The organism is Amycolatopsis methanolica 239, from assembly GCF_000739085.1.
Lineage (GTDB): Bacteria > Actinomycetota > Actinomycetes > Mycobacteriales > Pseudonocardiaceae > Amycolatopsis_E > Amycolatopsis_E methanolica.
Genome location: NZ_CP009110.1, coordinates 5,013,941 through 5,030,466, shown reverse-complemented (window position 1 = coordinate 5,030,466; position 16,526 = coordinate 5,013,941). Strand labels below are relative to the sequence as shown.

General features: G+C 71.4%; 13 protein-coding genes. 8 read left to right on the top strand and 5 right to left on the bottom strand.

All coding sequences use genetic code 11. From position 1 onward, the window contains the following. Positions 1–17: 17 nt before the first annotated feature. On the top strand, positions 18–410 hold the full coding sequence (locus AMETH_RS24465; RefSeq protein ID WP_017983807.1) for a hypothetical protein: 393 nt from the start codon (positions 18–20) through the stop codon (positions 408–410). Positions 411–424: 14 nt separating this feature from the next. After that, a complete protein-coding gene (locus AMETH_RS24460) occupies positions 425–781 on the top strand; it encodes a DUF3817 domain-containing protein (protein WP_017983806.1) in 357 nt (118 codons plus the stop codon). On the opposite strand, the gene AMETH_RS24455 is transcribed toward AMETH_RS24460, so the two are convergent. The 5 genes from AMETH_RS24455 to AMETH_RS24435 are packed head-to-tail and all read right to left on the bottom strand — an operon-like array spanning position 747 to position 5,145. Then, positions 747–1,610, bottom strand: coding sequence for a spermidine synthase (locus AMETH_RS24455; protein WP_026153329.1), 864 nt, complete (start codon positions 1,608–1,610; stop codon positions 747–749). The genes AMETH_RS24460 and AMETH_RS24455 overlap by 35 nt on opposite strands. Further along, positions 1,591–1,971, bottom strand: coding sequence for an adenosylmethionine decarboxylase (gene speD / locus AMETH_RS24450; protein WP_017983804.1), 381 nt, complete (start codon positions 1,969–1,971; stop codon positions 1,591–1,593). Before speD ends, AMETH_RS24455 begins: the two co-directional genes overlap by 20 nt. Further along, the gene (locus tag AMETH_RS24445; protein ID WP_017983803.1) at positions 1,961–3,109 is read right to left on the bottom strand and encodes a type III PLP-dependent enzyme; all 1,149 of its coding nucleotides are present in this window, start codon (positions 3,107–3,109) and stop codon (positions 1,961–1,963) included. The genes speD and AMETH_RS24445 overlap by 11 nt, the downstream gene beginning before the upstream one ends. A gap of 12 nt (positions 3,110–3,121) precedes the next feature. After that, positions 3,122–4,720, bottom strand: coding sequence for a solute symporter family protein (locus AMETH_RS24440; RefSeq protein ID WP_017983802.1), 1,599 nt, complete (start codon positions 4,718–4,720; stop codon positions 3,122–3,124). Positions 4,721–4,725: 5 nt separating this feature from the next. Further along, complete coding sequence (locus tag AMETH_RS24435; protein WP_017983801.1) at positions 4,726–5,145, bottom strand: DUF485 domain-containing protein; 420 nt, start codon at positions 5,143–5,145, stop codon at positions 4,726–4,728. 877 nt (positions 5,146–6,022) lie between these two features. Here AMETH_RS24435 and AMETH_RS24430 point away from each other — a divergent pair. From AMETH_RS24430 to AMETH_RS24405, 6 genes are all read left to right on the top strand, one after another. After that, positions 6,023–10,444, top strand: a complete 4,422-nt coding sequence (locus AMETH_RS24430) for a sensor histidine kinase (protein ID WP_017983800.1) — start codon at positions 6,023–6,025, stop codon at positions 10,442–10,444. Continuing rightward, positions 10,441–10,881: a roadblock/LC7 domain-containing protein gene (locus AMETH_RS24425; RefSeq protein WP_017983799.1), complete on the top strand. Its 441-nt coding sequence runs from the start codon at positions 10,441–10,443 to the stop codon at positions 10,879–10,881. The genes AMETH_RS24430 and AMETH_RS24425 overlap by 4 nt, the downstream gene beginning before the upstream one ends. Before the next feature lie 7 nt (positions 10,882–10,888). Next, positions 10,889–11,614, top strand: coding sequence for a DUF742 domain-containing protein (locus AMETH_RS39335; RefSeq protein ID WP_017983798.1), 726 nt, complete (start codon positions 10,889–10,891; stop codon positions 11,612–11,614). After that, positions 11,595–12,206, top strand: coding sequence for a GTP-binding protein (locus tag AMETH_RS24415; protein ID WP_017983797.1), 612 nt, complete (start codon positions 11,595–11,597; stop codon positions 12,204–12,206). Before AMETH_RS39335 ends, AMETH_RS24415 begins: the two co-directional genes overlap by 20 nt. Positions 12,207–12,370: 164 nt before the next feature. Further along, on the top strand, positions 12,371–15,607 hold the full coding sequence (gene icmF / locus AMETH_RS24410) for a fused isobutyryl-CoA mutase/GTPase IcmF (protein ID WP_017983796.1): 3,237 nt from the start codon (positions 12,371–12,373) through the stop codon (positions 15,605–15,607). A 122-nt stretch (positions 15,608–15,729) separates the two neighbouring features. Continuing rightward, a complete protein-coding gene (locus tag AMETH_RS24405; protein WP_017983795.1) occupies positions 15,730–16,491 on the top strand; it encodes a DeoR/GlpR family DNA-binding transcription regulator in 762 nt (253 codons plus the stop codon). The last annotated feature ends 35 nt before the right edge of the window (positions 16,492–16,526 follow it).

The window sequence follows — 16,526 nt, the reverse complement described above, 5'->3', positions numbered from 1 at the left end:
GGTGCTAGCGTCGTGGGGTGCCCACGGGTCTGTTCACGCCGCGCCGGATCGCGATCGGCGTCCTGTGCGTCGCCGCGTTCGCGGTCTGCTGCGGGCTGGCCTGGTGGCAGTGGAACCGGTTCGAATCGGCGAGCGGCTCGTTCCAGAACCTCGGTTACGTGCTGCAGTGGCCGCTGTTCGGCGTGTTCCCGGCGTTCATGGTCTGGCGGATCTGGAAGCTGCGCCGCGAGGCCGCGGCCCAGGAGGACGCCGAGCCGGCGGAGTCGCGCGCCGAGTGGGGCCGCAAGCCGGTGAGCGAGGTGCCGTCGCCCCGGACGCGGCAGGTCCCGGTCGACGACCAGGACGACGAGCTCGCCGCCTACAACCGCTACCTGGCCGAGCTGCACGCTCGTGACCAGCGCGAGAGCTAGAAAGGCAGACTGCGATGGTGGACACCGAAGAACGCGAAGGCGCCGCGGCCGCGAAGGCCGCGCCGGCCCTGCGGGGGCCGCTGCTGCGCTACCGCGTGCTGGCCTACGTCACCGGTGTCGCGCTGCTGCTGCTGACGGCGGCGTTCATCCTGAAGTACGCGTTCGACTCGCCCGGGATGATGAGCTGGGCCGGCGTCAGCCACGGCGTCTTCTACATGGTCTACCTGGTGTTCGCGGTCGACCTGGCGCTCAAGGCGCGGTGGTCGATCAAGGGCACCATCCTGGTGCTGCTCGCGGGCACCATCCCGTTCCTGTCGTTCGTCGCGGAGCGCTCGGTCACGCACCGCGTGCAGTCCGGTCGCAAGCTCTGAGCGAGTAGGGCACGACGGTCGACCCGCGCAGGGTGTCCGCGTCCATGGTCGCCGGCCGGAAGCCGTCCAGCCGGGAGACCATGTCGCCCACCGGGTCGGCCAGCTCGTCGGTCCGGCCGGACAGGAACGCCCACTCGTGCTCGTCCGAGCCGAAGTACACCGGGGTGGCGAAGACCTCCCGGAACCGCGCCCACGCCACCCGCAGCGTGTCGTTGCGCCACAGCGTCGGGCAGCCGCCCTGGCAGCACACCACCCCGCCGGGCGCGAGCAACCCGGCGCACCGCCGCAGGAAGTCCGCGCCGTAGAGCCGGTTGTGCTGCGCCGCCGGATCTGTGTTCTCGTCCGGCAGGTCGATCACCACCAGGTCGTACCCGCCCGGCGACGACTCCACGAACGAGAACCCGTCCTGGTAGTGCACCCGGATCGGCCCCTCGCCGCGTTCGGCGGCCTCCAGCTCGCCGAGCGTGTAGCCGTAGGGGAGCAGCTCGGCGCACGCCCGCACCGCGACCCGGTCGATGTCGACGTGGTCCACCTGCTCGGCGCCGAACGAAACAGCCAGCTGGCTGGCCACGCCCTCGCTCGACCCGATGATCAGCACCCGGCGCAACCGGGCGGCCAGCAGCATCGCCGGCACCATCAGCGCCTCGTGGTAGACGAGCTGGCTCGCCTCGGTGCTCTGCCGCTCGTCGTCGCAGAACAGGGACACGCCCTGCGCGGTGCGGCCGATCAGCAGCCGCTGGAAGCCGGTGTGCTCGTCGAACAGCACCTCGGACACGTCCCACACCCGCGACAACCCGGGGCCGAGGGGCTCAACGATCTGCCGTGACATGCTTCTCCCCGCGCTCGACGACCGACATCTCCACGTCCGCGGCGTCCAGCGCGGCGGACAGCAGGCGCACCGCGAGTACCGGGTCCGCCTGGTCCCCGCAGGTGAACACGTCCGCGAACACCGCGCCGATCTCCGGGTAGGTGTGGACCGAGGCGTGCGACTCGGCCAGCAGCGCCAGCACTGTCACGCCCTGCGGCTCGAACCGGTGGCCGACCACCTCGCGGACCGTCGCCCCGGCCTCGGTCACCGCGGACCGCAACGCCTCGCGCAGGAACGCCGGATCGTCCAGCAGGCCAGGGGCGATGCCCCGTAGCTCGGCGAGGACGTGCCGTCCGGTGAACGCGCCGATCTCACGCGCCATCGGCGAGCGTGCCTCCTTCCAGGCAGTAGGTGCGCAGGGGCGGGATCCCGTTGAACGCCACCGACGAGTAGCTCGCCGTGTAGGCGCCGGCGTCGAGGATGTCGATCCGGTCACCGGCGCGCAGCGACAGCGGCAGCTCGTACGGGGTCCGTTGGTACAGCACGTCGTCACCGTCGCACGTCGGCCCGGCGAGCACGACGGGACCCCGCTCACCGCCGCGGTCCACCGGCTCCAGCCGGTAGGGGATGGCCTCGTTCTCGGTCTCGGCGAGGCCGTTGTACCGGCCGACGTCGAGGTAGACCCAGCGCCGCCCGAACCGGGTGGCCACCAGCACGACCTCGGTGCGGATCAGCCCGGCCTCGGCGACCACGGCCCGGCCGGGTTCGAACAGCACTTCCGGCTCGTCCGGGAAGTACGCGGCCACCGCGGACCGGATCGCCCGCGCGTACCCGGCGAGCGACGGCACGGCGTCGCGGTAGGTGATGCCGAACCCGCCGCCGATGTTCAGCCGCCGCAGCCGCACCCCGCGGGCCGCGCAGTCGGCGAAGATCTTGGCGGCCGCGGCGACACCGGCCTCCCACGCGGCGGGGTCCGGCTGCTGCGAGCCGACGTGGAACGCGATCCCGGCCGGGTCCAGGCCCAGCCGGTCCGCCTCGGCGAGCAGGTCGGCGGCCTGGTCCGGCTCGCAGCCGAACTTCTGGCCGAACGGCGTGGCCGAAGCCGGGCCGTCCACCAGTATCCGCACCGACACCGACGCGCCCGGCGCGTGCTCGGCCAGCGCGGCCAGGTCACCGGGGGCGTCGGTGGTGAAGTCACGCACCCCGCGCGCCCACGCGAACGCGATGTCGGCCGGCTTCTTGATCGTGTTCCCGTAGGATAGCGCCGCCGGCTCCGCGCCGGCCGCCAGGCAGGCCTCGATCTCCGCTGGGCTCGCGACGTCGCACCCGCCACCCGCGCCGAGCACGGCCCGCAGCACCGCGGGCTCGGGGTTGGCCTTCACGGCGTACCGCAGACGCGCGTGCGGGAACTCGCGGACGAGCTCCCGCACGCGCTCGGCGACCGTGTCGGTGTCCACGACCAGGCACGGCGTGCCGGGGCCGGCTTCGCTCAGGAACCGCCTGATCCGCTCAACACTCACCCGTGCAGCGTCTCAGGAGCCGATCCCGGTCAGCGAACGGACCTCCATCTCGGCGTGCTTGCGCGGGTCCGCCTTGTCCTTGGCCAGGATCGTGCCGAGGAAGCCGCACAGGAACGAGAACGGGATCGACACCAGGCCCGGATTCTTCAGCGGGAACCAGTGGAAGTCCACGCCCTTGATGATCGAGTCCGGCGAACCCGACACCACCGGCGAGAAGATCACCAGCACCAGGCACGCCCCCAGACCGCCGTAGATGGCCCACAGCGTGCCGGTGGTGTTGAACCGCTTCCAGAACAGGGAGTACAGCAGCGTCGACAGGTTCGCCGAGGCCGCGACCGCGAACGCCAGCGCGACCAGGAACGCGATGTTCTGCCCGTTGGCGAGGATGCCGCCGATGATCGCCAGCACCCCGATCCCGATCGCGGTGAGCCGCGCCACCCGCACCTCGTCGACCGGGTCGGCGTGGCCGCGCTTGAAGATGTTGGCGTACACATCGTGGGCGAAGGAGGCCGACGCGGTCAGCGTCAGGCCGGCCACCACCGCCAGGATCGTGGCGAACGCGACCGCCGCGAGGATGCCCAGCAGTAGGGTGCCGCCGATGTGCAGCGCCAGCAGCGGTGCCGCGGAGTTCTCGCCACCGGGCGCGGCCTTGATCTCGTCCGTGCCGACCAGTGCGGCCGCGCCGAAGCCGATGACCAGGGTGCACAGGTAGAACACGAACATGCAGGCGGTGGCCCACACGACCGAGCGGCGGGCTTCGTGCGAGTTCGGCACCGTGTAGAAGCGCATCAGCACGTGCGGCAGCGCGGCCGCGCCCAGGATCAGCGCGACGGCCAGCGACACGAAGTCCAGCTTCGTGGTGCCGTTCGCGCCGTACTGGCCGCCCGGCTCGAGCAGCTTCCCGCCCATCGGGCTGTGGTAGGCGGCCTGCGAGAGCAGGTTCGACAGGCTGAAGCCGAACTTGCCGAACAGGAACACGGTCATCAGCACCGCGGACAGGATCAGGATGCTGGCCTTGATGATCTGGACGTACGTGGTGCCCTTCATGCCGCCGACCAGCACGTACAGCACCATGACGACGCCGACCACGGCGATGATCAGGGCCTGGCCGAGGCCACCGTGGATGTTGAGCAGCAGCGCGATCAGACCGCCGGCGCCCGCCATCTGGGCCAGCATGTAGAACAGCGAGATGACCAGCGTCGACGTCGCGGCGGCGGCGCGCACCGGGCGCTGCTTCATCCGGAAGCTCAGCACGTCGCCCATGGTGAAGCGGCCGGTGTTGCGCAGCAGCTCGGCGATGAGCAGCAGGTCGACCAGCCAGGCGACCAGGAAGCCGATCGAGTAGAGGAACCCGTCGTAGCCGTGCACGGCGATCGCGCCCGCGATGCCGAGGAACGACGCGGCCGACAGGAAGTCACCGGACAGCGCGATGCCGTTCTGCCGCCCGGTGAACGCGCTGCCCGCGGCGTAGTAGTCCGAGCGCGAGGAGTTCCGGCTGCTCACGCGGTACACGACGAACAGCGTGATGGCGACGAAGAGCGCGAAGACGGCGATGTTCAGTACCGGGTTGCTGGCGGCGGTCGCACCGCCCGCGGAGAGAAGGTGGTTCATCGGGGTCACTGCACTCCTGCCTGGCGGCGGACCTCGTCCACCTCGGGGTCGATCCGGCGCCGCGCGAACCGCAGGTAGGCGGCCGTGATCGCAGCGGTCGAGACGAACTGGAGGATTCCCAGGACGATCCCGACGTTGACCTCGCCGAACACCTTGATGCTCATGAAGCTGTGCGCGTACGCGGCGAGCAGCACGTAGACCAGGTACCAGAGCACGAACGCCAGGCTCATCGGGAACACGAAGCGGCGGAACCGGCTGCGCAGCGCGCTGAACTCCTCGCTGCGCTGGATCGCGACGAAGTCGGGGCCCGTCCGGCGGCGCGGGCCGGGCGGCTCGGGGGTGGTCGGGCTGCTGCCGAACAGCGGCCGCATCTGTCCCGTGTCCTCCACGGGGTTGCGCGCAGCGGTGCGGGCGACGTTCTGCATCTCTGCCTCCCGGCGAGCGAGCGAAGTCGGCGAAAATAATTCGGGAGCGCACATGCTAGCTACGCCGACCTGCGCCTCCGACATGGGAGGACCTCTTCAGAGTGAAGCGGGTCTGCGACACCCGGACGGGTTAATCCGCTGATCGGGCGAAAGGCGGGCGGGATTCGGCCGGAGCACGTAACCGGCTGTGAAACGGCGCGGGGTGCCGTCCCCGGAAGGAGTGAGGCGCGCCAGGACGCGCAACGCCGCGGTGGTGGTGGGAAAACGCTGGCCAGCGGTGGTGACCGGGCAGAAATCCACATCACAGCGAAAGCCACAAGATCGGGCGGTATTCGGCTGCGCCACCACGGCGCGTCCGCACGGTCGGTGCGGATTTTCCGGTTCATCCCAGTGAACTCTGGGCTAAGTGGGTGACAGGTCCACGGTGTGGGCGTGCCCTCCGGTAACCACGCACCCCGCTTGTGCTGCCCTGACAAGGCATTTCGCGTAAACCCCTTGTCACCAGCGGTATTTCCGCAGGTCAGCACCCTCGGATTCGGCGGGCTTCGGCGGAGCCCGTTTGGTGTACGCTTCCGGGGCCACGCTGACTCGCTGTGACCGAGCGTAAACCGATGTTGTGCGCGGCATCGTGCACACCGCATGATGCACCGGCAACGGCGCCGGGCCGGTCCGGCGGGACGGCGGGCGGCCGGGACAGCGCCGTCGGCTGGGGCTGCAGGAGAAGCGACGAAGTTCCACCCGTGATGAGGAGAGCCATGCGGTTGAGGCCACGCGGTGCCGTCGCCGTGCGCTCCGGCACGGGTCCGGCCCACCACGCACAGCAGACGCCGGACAGGGAGTCACCTTCGTGACCGTTGCAGGACAGGGCCAAGTGCCTGTGGGACAGCTCCTCGGCCAGCAACCGAAGGAGCCGTCGAAGTGGGCCACCCTCACGCGCTGGCGGGACTGGCGGCTGTCCGCCAAGCTCGCCGCCGTGTCGCTGGTGCCCATCGTGGTCGCCCTGGTGCTGGGCGGGGTCACGATCGGCAACCAGGTCGAACGCTCCGGCAACTACGAGCGGATGAACCGGCTGGTCGAGCTGAACGGCGCGGTCCGCACGCTCGTCGACGCCCTCCAGCAGGAACGCACCGAGACCGCGGCGCTGCTCACGCAGGGCACGGTCGGCAGCTCCCCGCAGCTGGACGCCGCCCGCGGGCTGGTGGACGAGGCGACCGGGCCGGTCAGCAGCGCCACCGGGCACGCCGCGGACGCCGACGAGGGTGTCCGTGCGCCCGGCGAAGCCGCGCAGGCCGCGGTCGGACGGCTCCCGGAGGTCCGCCGCCAGGTCGCCGAGGGCCGCCTCGACGCGGTGCAGGCGCTGGCCGCCTACAGCGAGATGACCGAATCGCTGATCGGGCTGGACACCGCGCTGGTCGCCGGCATCGGCGACGACGCCATCGGCGGCACACCGAGCGCGCTGCACGACGTGCTGGTGGTGAAGGAGGAGGCGTCCACCACACAGTCGCTGCTCGGCTACGGCATCGCGCGCGGGAACCTCACCCCGAGCCAGCTCAACGACCTGCGTACGGCTGAGCTGCGGCTGGCCGACCGGCTCGCCGACTTCCGGGCCGCGGCCAGCTCCGCGCAGGAGGCCCAGTTCGACCGCTCCGTGATGGGGCAGGACTTCAACACCCGCAGCCGCCTGGTGAACGGGGTGCTCGCGGCGGAGGGCGCGTCGGTGCCCAGCGCGCTGCGCGGCATCTCGTCCCAGCAGTGGACCGCCGTGTCGGCGTCGGTGATCGCCGCGTTGAACACCGTGAGCGACAGCCTTGGCGACGAGCTCACGACCACGTCCGCGGACCTCGCGGACAGCGCGGGCACCGACGCGGGCCTGCTCGCGGTGCTGCTGTTCCTCGCGCTCGTGGTCACCGCCGCGGTCGTCATCCTGATCACCCGCCAGCTGCTGCAGTCGCTGCGGATGCTGCGCGCCGGCGCACTGGACGTCGCGGACCGGCAGCTGCCCGCCGCCGTGCAGAACATCCAGGAGGGCCGCGAGCAGAGCACCGACGTGCAGCCGTTGTCGGTCGGCACCACCGACGAGATCGGCGAGGTGGCCAAGGCCTTCGACGCGGTGCACAGCCAGGCGCTGCGCCTCGCGGTCGAGCAGGCGAACATGCGCACCGGCTACAGCAGCGTGTTCGTCAACCTCTCGCGCCGCAGCCAGAGCCTCGTGCAGCGGCAGCTGCAGCTGATCGAGCGGCTGGAGCGGGACGAGGAGGACGCCGACCAGCTCGCGACGCTGTTCCAGCTCGACCACCTCGCGACCCGCATGCGGCGCAACAACGAGAACCTGATGGTGCTCTCCGGCGCCGAGCCGGGCCGCCGCTCCGGCCAGCCGGTCACCACCTCCGACGTGCTGCGCGCCGCGGTGTCGGAGATCGAGCAGTACCAGCGCGTTGTCGTGCAGACGCCGCCGGAGGCCCGCATCGTCGGCTTCGCGGCGAGCGACCTGATGCGCCTGGTCGCGGAGCTGCTGGACAACGCGACCGCGTTCTCCGCCCCGGAGACCCAGGTGACGGTGACGACCCGCGCCGCCGACCACGGCGGTCTGGTCATCGACATCATCGACCAGGGCATCGGCATGAACGAGGCCGAGGTCGCCGAGGCCAACGCCCGGCTGACCGAGGCGGGCACGGTCGACCTCGCGACCTCGCGCCGCATGGGCCTGTTTGTGGTCGGGCGCCTCGCCGGGCGCCACGACATCGGCGTGGTCCTGCACGGCGGCAAGGACATCGTGGGTGTGCGGGCCACCGTCACCGTGCCTGCCGACCTCGTGATGGACCTGCCCGCGCCCGCCCCGGTCCGGCCGGACCCGTCGACCGCGTTGCCGCGGCGGCGCACGGTCAACGGCGCCGGGCGGCCGGAGGCGCTGGCGAACTTCGGTCAGGCGCCGACGCCGGGCGACGGGGCGAGCAGCCCGTCCTGGACGCAGAACGGGCACTCAGGTGTGCTGCCGCCGCGGCCGCCGTCGGACCTGGAGATCTCCGGCACCGCGTTGTTCACGCCGATCCCGGCGGAGGGGGAGGAGCCTGCGGCGCCCGCCCCGGCTCCCATTGCCGAGGCGCCTGCGGAACCGGAGCCGGAGCCCGCGCCGGGTGAGCTGCCCAGCGGCAAGGCGTTGTTCACGGCGAACAGCAGCCCGCTGTCGGAGTGGTGGAGCTCGGCGGCGAACGAGCCGAAGCCCGCGACGCCGCCGCCGTCGCGCCGCGAGACGACGCCGATCTTCGACGAGACCCTGTCGGCCTGGTTCCGCAGCGACGACCCGCCGGCCGCCGCTTCGAAGACGGCCGAGTCCACTTCGGACAAGGCGGAGAGCGCCTCGGGCGACAAGGCGGCCAGCGGCTGGGACTTCGCGGTCGACGAGAACTGGCGCGCGGTCCAGGCGGCGTCGCAGGTGGAGCCCAAGACCTTCACCGATGCGGGCCTGCCGAAGCGCCGCCGTGGCGAGCAGTTGCTGCCCGGCAGCGCCGCGGCGGAGACCCCGGCGCCGAACCCGCAGCGCGAGATCCCGGTCCGCGACCCGGCGGACGTGCGGGGCCGGCTGAGCAGCTTCCAGCGCGGCGTGAACCGGGCCCGCCACGCGAAGCGCGACCAGCCCGAAGGCGCCGCGGCGCCGGAAAGCGCTGCCAGCGCGCAGAGCAGCGCGGCGACTACGGCGAGCGAGGCTTCGTCGGGGGCTGAGCAGGGTGGGCTGCCGCGCCGTCAGCCGCGCCCGGGAGCTGCTGCCGCGGACTCGGCGGAGGACCGGAAGCCGCGCCCGTCGGCGGAGGCGCCCCAGCTGGACAGCGGCCTGCCCCAGCGCCGCCCGAAGCCCGGCGCCTCGGAAAGCGCCCAGCCCGCGGCGGAGGCCGGCTTGCCCGGCCGCGAGCCGACGGCTGCGGGGTCGACGGATGCCGGCCTGCCCCGGCGGGAGCCGAAGGCCGCGGGCGGCTCTGCGAAGGAAGGCGCCAAGCCTGCCCAGTCCGAACCGGCGGACACCGGCCTGCCGCGCCGCCAGCCGAAGACGGCCGAGCCAGCCTCGGCCAAGTCCACGGACGAGAACCTGCCCCGGCGCGAGCCGAAGGCTGCGAAGTCGCAGTCGGACAGCGGCTTGCCCAAGCGCGAGCCGAAGCCCGCAGGATCGACGGACGCCGGCCTGCCTCAGCGGGAGCCGAAGACTGCGGGGCCGACGGGCGCCGGTTTGCCCAAGAGCGAGCCGAAGTCCGCGGGATCGACGGACAGCGGCTTGCCGCGCCGCCAGCCGAAGGCTGCCGCGCAGGCCTCGGAGACCGAGCGCTCTCAGTCGAAGGAGCCCGCAGCCCAGGCCGGGCCGGGCCTGCCGCAGCCGAAGGACGCGGAAGGAACCGAGTCGGGCCTGCCCCAGCGGCAGCCCAAGGACGAGGCGGCCTCGCGGGGCGAGGCGCAGTCGGCAAGTGGCCTGCCGCAGCGGCAGCCCAAGCCCGCCGACAGTGGTCTGCCCCAGCGGCAGCCCAAGGACGAGGCGGCCTCGCGGGGCGAGGCGCAGCCGGCAAGTGGCCTGCCGCAGCGGCAGCCCAAGTCCACCGACAGTGGCGTGTCCCAGCAGCAGCCGGTCTCGGCACAGGCCGATGCCGCTCTGCCTCAGCGGCAGCCCGGCGAAACCGGCAGTGGTCTGCCCCAGCGGCAGACCGAGACCGGCACCGGCCTCCCACAGCGGCAGTCGGCGTCGGCTCAGGCCGAAACAAGCGCCGGCCTGCCGCAGCGGCAGCCCAAGCCTGCCGACAGCGGCCTTCCGCAGCGGCAGCCGCGTACGGACAGCGGCGCCGGTCTCTTCCAGAGCGAGGGCACGGGCCTCTTCCAGCGGCCCGGCGGCACCAGCGAGGGCACCGGCCTCTTCCAGCGGCCGGGACCCGCGCCGGACACCCCGGCCGAGCCGCAGCCGCAGAGCCAGCAACCGCAGGGCCAGCAGCCGCAGGGCGAGCGGCGGCAGGGCGACGCCGTGGCAGGCGGGGACGGCGCCTGGTCGTTCGCGTCGGACGAGAGCTGGGCCGCGGTGCAGACCGTCTCCTCGTCGCCGCCCTCGAACTTCACCGCGGCCGGGCTGCCCAAGCGGCGCCGCGGTGAGCAGTTGCTGCCCGGCAGCGCACTGGCCCCGGGGGCCCCCGCCCCGGCGCCGCGGACACGTCGTGACCCGCAGGATGTGCGTGGCAGGCTGAGCAGTTTCCAGCAAGGTGTTCAGCGTGGAAGGCACCGGACCGCTCAGTCCGCCGACCCCGATCAAGGAACCATGGAGGGTGAATGACCACGCCGCAGCCACAGAACCAGTTCGGATGGCTGGTCAATGATTTCGCCGAGCGTGTGCCTGGCGTGGCGCACGCGGTGGTTGTTTCGGCCGACGGCCTGCTGCTGACCGCTTCGAACCGGTTGCCGCTCGACCGCGCCGACCAGCTCGCCGCGGTGGCCTCCGGGCTCGTCAGCCTGACCCAGGGCGCGGCGCGGTGCTTCGAGGCCGGTGCGGTCAACGAGACCGTCGTGGAGATGGAGCTCGGGATCATGATCCTGATGTCCATCAGCGACGGCTCCTGCCTGGCGGTCCTGGCCGCCCCGAACTGCGACATCGGCCAGGTCGCCTACGAGATGACCATGCTGGTCGACCGGGTGGGCCAGATCCTCACCCCCGAACTGCGGGCTCAGCTGCAGGGGGCCGCGGGGCCCCTGATCGGTGAACCGGTGGGATGATGCCGACATGACCACGGGATCCGAGAGTGGCTCCCCGACGTCCGGCGGTGAACCGGAGCCGACGTTCGCCGACGTGATGAACAGCTTCAGCCTGGACTCCGGGCGCGGCCGCCGGAAGCGCAAGAAGCAGCGCGACCAGCAGCCCGGGAACGAGACGGCCGAAGCCCCCGAAGCACCACAGGCCGAGCAGGCGCCCCCCGCGCCACAGCCGACGCCGCAGCCGACACCCGCTCCGCCGCCCCAGCCGGAGCACCCGGCCCGGCCGGCGAGCCTGTTCGACTCCTCGCCGGGCAGCGGGTTCTTCGAACCCGTCCAACCCGCCCAGCCTTCGCGGCCCGTGCCGTTCCGGCGCGAGGAGCCCGAGATCCACCCCGCCGAGGAGACCGCCGTGGTGCGCCCGTACGCGCTCACCGGTGGCCGCACCAAGGCCCGGGTCGCCCTGGAACTGGAGACGCTGATCTCCGTCCAGGACGCCGTCCTCGCCCGGCTCGACGCCGGAGCGCTGACGGTGCAGTTCGAGCACCGCTCGATCATGGAAGAATGTCGGACACCGCGGTCGGTTGCGGAGATCGCAGCGCTGCTGCGGGTCCCGATCGGCGTGGCCAGAGTCCTCATCAGCGATGCCGCCGATGCCGGGCTGGTCACGGTGCACCGCACTATGTCGACCAACGACGACGCCGAGGCGCATCTCATGTTGATGGAAAGGGTGTTGAGTGGACTCCGTCGGCTTTAAGGCACCGCGGCAGACCGCGCCGCAGACCATGACCTCGGCCAAGATCGTGGTGGCCGGTGGCTTCGGTGCCGGCAAGACCACCTTCGTCGGCTCGGTCTCGGAGATCGTGCCACTCACCACCGAGGCGATGATGACCGACGCGAGCCGCGGCATCGACAACCTCGACCAGACACCCAACAAGGCCACCACCACCGTGGCTATGGACTTCGGCCGCGTGTCCCTGGACAGCGACCTGATCCTGTACCTGTTCGGGACGCCGGGTCAGCAGCGGTTCTGGTTCATGTGGGACGACCTGGTGAAGGGCGCGATCGGCGCCGTGGTGCTCGCGGACACGCGGCGGCTCGCGGACTCGTTCGCGCCCGTCGACTTCTTCGAGGACCGCAGGCTGCCCTACATCATCGGCGTCAACACCTTCGACGGTCAGCTCCACCACGAGCTGAGCGACGTGCGCGAGGCGCTGGCGATCGACGAGAGCATCCCGATCGTGCGCTGCGACGCCCGTGACCGCGAGTCGACCAAGCAGACGCTGATCACGCTGGTCGAGTACGCGATGCGGCAGTGGATCGCGATGCGCGCCGCCGGCACGCGCTGACGCCGGCGCGGTAGCCGGGGAAGTGCCGGGGCGGGGGCCCGGCACCCGTCCGGTCGACGCTGCCTTCGTGCTGCCCGCTCACTGAATCGTTACGGTCCCGCGGTGGATGTCGCCGGGGTCACGCTTGGGTTTGCGATAGTAGGAAGTCCAAGTATTTTTGAGGCATGAACGCCTCCCTTCACCGTCCCGTGCACCCGGTGCGGTTCGTCACCGCCTCGAGTCTGTTCGACGGGCACGACGCTTCGATCAACATCATGCGGCGCATCCTGCAGTCGCAGGGTGCGGAGGTCATCCACCTCGGCCACAACCGGTCGGTGGACGAGGTCGTCACGGCAGCGATCAGCGAGGACGCCCACGGCATCGCGATCAGCGCCTACCAGGGCGGCCACGTGGAGTACTTCAGCTACCTCGTCGAGTTGCTGAACGAGCGCGGCGCCGGGCACATCAAGGTGTACGGCGGCGGTGGGGGCGTCATCGTGCGCGAGGAGATCGAGCTGCTGCACTCCCGCGGCGTCGCGCGCATCTTCTCCCCGGACGACGGCCTCCAGCTGGGCCTGCCGGGCATGGTCAACCTGATGATCAAGGAGTGCGACTACGACCTGGCCGCGGTGCCCGCCGGGTCGGACGACGACCTGCTGGCCGGTGACGTGCCGTCCCTGGCGCGGTTCATCACGCAGCTGCAGGCCGGCAGCGTCGCCGACGACCGGCTGGCCCGCATCACGGAGGCGGCGCGCGCCCGCACGGTCCCGGTGCTGGGCATCACCGGCACCGGCGGCTCGGGCAAGTCGTCGCTGACCGACGAGCTGCTCCGGCGCTTCCGGCTGGACCAGGAGGACAAGCTGCGCATCGCGGTGCTGGCGGTCGACCCGACCCGGCGCCGCGGCGGCGGTGCGCTGCTGGGCGACCGGATCCGGATGAACGGCCTGGACGGCTCGCAGGTCTACTTCCGCTCGCTGGCGACCCGGCAGGCGGGCGGGGAGGTGCCGGAGGGCCTGGACGAGGCCGTGCTGGCCTGCAAGGCCGCGGGCTACGACCTGGTGATCGTCGAGACCCCCGGCATCGGGCAGGGCGACGCCGGGATCGTGGACCACGTCGACTACTCGCTGTACGTGATGACGCCGGAGTTCGGCGCCGCGTCGCAGCTGGAGAAGATCGACATGCTCGACTTCGCCGACGTGGTGGCGATCAACAAGTTCGAGCGCCGGGGCGCCGAGGACGCGCGCCGCGACGTGGCGCGCCAGATGGTGCGTAACCGGGAGGCGTTCGGCGTCGCCCCCGAGGACATGCCGGTGTTCGGCACCAGCGCCGCGCGCTTCAACGACGACGGTGTGACCGCGCTGTACCAGTACCTGCGGGACGCGCTGGCCGAGCGCGGCCTGTCGGTGTCGGCCGGTCAGCTGCCGAAGGTGGAGACCAAGGTGTCCACCGGCGCCTCGGTGATCATCCCGCCGTCGCGCGAGCGCTACCTCGCCGACATCGCCGCCACGGTGCGCGGCTACCACGAGAAGACCCGGGACCAGGTCGCCGCCGTGCGCAAGGTCGACCAGCTGCGGGCCGCGAAGGAGGCGCTCGCCGCGGACGGCGCGGACACCGGCCCGATCGAGGAGCTGCTGGCGAAGGCGGAGTCCGAAGTGGACCCGTCGGTGGCCGGGCTGCTGGAGCGCTGGGACGAGCTGTCCGAGTCCTACCGGCAGGAGGAGCTGGTCGTCCGCATCCGGGACAAGGAGCTGCGCACCCAGCTGTGGCGGGAAACCCTGTCCGGCAACCGGATCCCGCGCGTGGCGCTGCCGCGCTACACCGACCGCGGCGAGCTGCTGTCGTTCCTGCGCCGCGAGCACCTGCCCGGGTACTTCCCCTACACCGCGGGTGTCTTCCCGTTCAAGCGGGAGGGTGAGGACCCGGCGCGCATGTTCGCCGGCGAGGGCGACGCGTTCCGTACCAACCGCCGCTTCAAGTACCTCTCGGCCGACTCCGAGGCCAAGCGCCTGTCCACGGCGTTCGACTCGGTGACGCTGTACGGGCACGACCCGGACACGCGACCGGACATCTACGGCAAGATCGGCACCTCCGGCGTGTCCATCGCGACGCTGGACGACATGAAGGCGCTCTACGACGGCTTCGACCTGACCGCGCCGAACACATCGGTGTCGATGACCATCAACGGCCCCGCGCCGACGATCCTGGCGTTCTTCCTGAACACCGCGATCGACCAGCGGATGGACGCCTTCCGCGCCGAGCACGGGCGCGAGCCGACGCCGTCGGAGGCCGAGGACCTGCGCGAGTGGACGCTGCGCCAGGTGCGCGGGACGGTGCAGGCCGACATCCTCAAGGAGGACCAGGGCCAGAACACCTGCATCTTCTCCACCGAGTTCAGCCTGCGCATGATGGCCGACATCCAGGAGTGGTTCATCGAGCACGGGGTGCGCAACTTCTACTCGGTGTCGATCTCCGGCTACCACATCGCCGAGGCCGGGGCGAACCCGATCTCGCAGCTGGCGTTCACGCTGGCCAACGGGTTCACCTACGTCGAGTCCTACCTCGCGCGCGGCATGCACATCGACGACTTCGCGCCGAACCTGTCGTTCTTCTTCTCCAACGGCATGGACGCCGAGTACTCGGTGCTCGGCCGGGTCGCGCGCCGCATCTGGGCGGTCGCGATGAAGGAGCGCTACGGCGCCAACGAGCGCTCGCAGAAGCTCAAGTACCACGTGCAGACCTCCGGCCGGTCGCTGCACGCGCAGGAGATGAGCTTCAACGACATCCGCACCACGCTGCAGGCGCTGTGCGCGCTGTACGACAACGCGAACTCGTTGCACACCAACGCCTACGATGAGGCGATCACCACGCCGACGGAGAACTCGGTGCGCCGCGCGATGGCCATCCAGATGATCATCAACAAGGAGTGGGGCCTGTCGAAGAACGAGAACCCGTTGCAGGGCTCGTTCATCATCGACGAGCTGACCGACCTGGTCGAGGAGGCCGTGCTCACCGAGTTCGACCGGATCGCCGAGCGCGGCGGCGTGCTGGGCGCGATGGAGACCGGCTACCAGCGCGGCCGCATCCAGGACGAGTCGATGCTGTACGAGCGGCTCAAGCACGAGGGCACGCTGCCGATCGTCGGGGTGAACACGTTCCGCAACCCGCACCCGGAGGAGGACGAGGTCGAGGTCGAGCTGGCGCGCGCGACGGAGGAGGAGAAGCAGTCGCAGCTGACGCGGCTGGCCGACTTCCAGCAGCGCCACGGCCACGACGCCGAGCAGGCCCTCAAGGCGCTCCGCGAAGCCGCCACCCGCGGCGAAAACCTGTTCGGGGTGCTGATGGACGCCGCGCGGGTGTGCTCGCTCGGCCAGATCACGGAGGCGTTCTTCGAGGTCGGCGGCCAGTACCGGCGCAACATCTAGTCAGCGGGGCCGAGCTCCCCGCCGCGGTGTCCCCGCGGCGGGGAGTTTTTTCATGCCTTGACAACCCCACTCGAAACCACATATAACCAAACAAAGCAACACGGCAACGGCAAGGAAGCCACATGTACGCAGAGGAGCGTCAGCAGCAGATCGTCGAGCGGGCCCGCAGTCTGGGCCGCGTCGACGTGTCGTGGCTCGCCGCGAACTTCGAGGTCACCACGGAGACCGTGCGGCGGGATCTCACGGTGCTGGAGCGCCAGGGGGTGCTGCGCCGGGTGCACGGCGGGGCCATCCCGGTCGAGCGGCTCGGGTTCGAGCCTGGCCTGGCCGACCGGGACGCGGTGATGACGGCCGAGAAGGAGCGCATCGCCAAGGCCGCCCTCGCCGAGGTGCCCGACGAGGGCGCGATCCTGCTCGACGCGGGCACCACCACGGCCCGGCTCGCCGAGATCCTGCCGGCCGACCGGGAGCTGACGGTGGTGACCAACGCCGTCTCGGTCGTCCCGCAGCTGGCCCTCCGCCCGCAGCTCACCGTGCTGCTGCTCGGCGGCCGGGTCCGCGGCCGCACGCTCGCCGCGGTGGAGGACTGGACGCTGCGCGCGCTCGCCGACACCTTCGTCGACGTCGCGTTCGTCGGCACCAACGGCATCTCCGCCGAGCGCGGGCTCACCACGCCTGACATCGGGGAGGCGGCGGTCAAGCGCGCGATGATCCGCGCCGCCCGCCGCACGGTCGTGCTCGCCGACCACACCAAGGTCGGCAACGACTGCCTCGCCCGCTTCGGCGAGCTGTCCGAAGTGGACAAGTTCGTGACCGACACCGGCCTGGACGACGGTCTTGCCGAGGACCTGCGCGCGGCGGGGCCCGAGGTGGTGCTGGCGTGATCGTCACCGTGACTCCCAGCTGGGGCTGCAGGTGC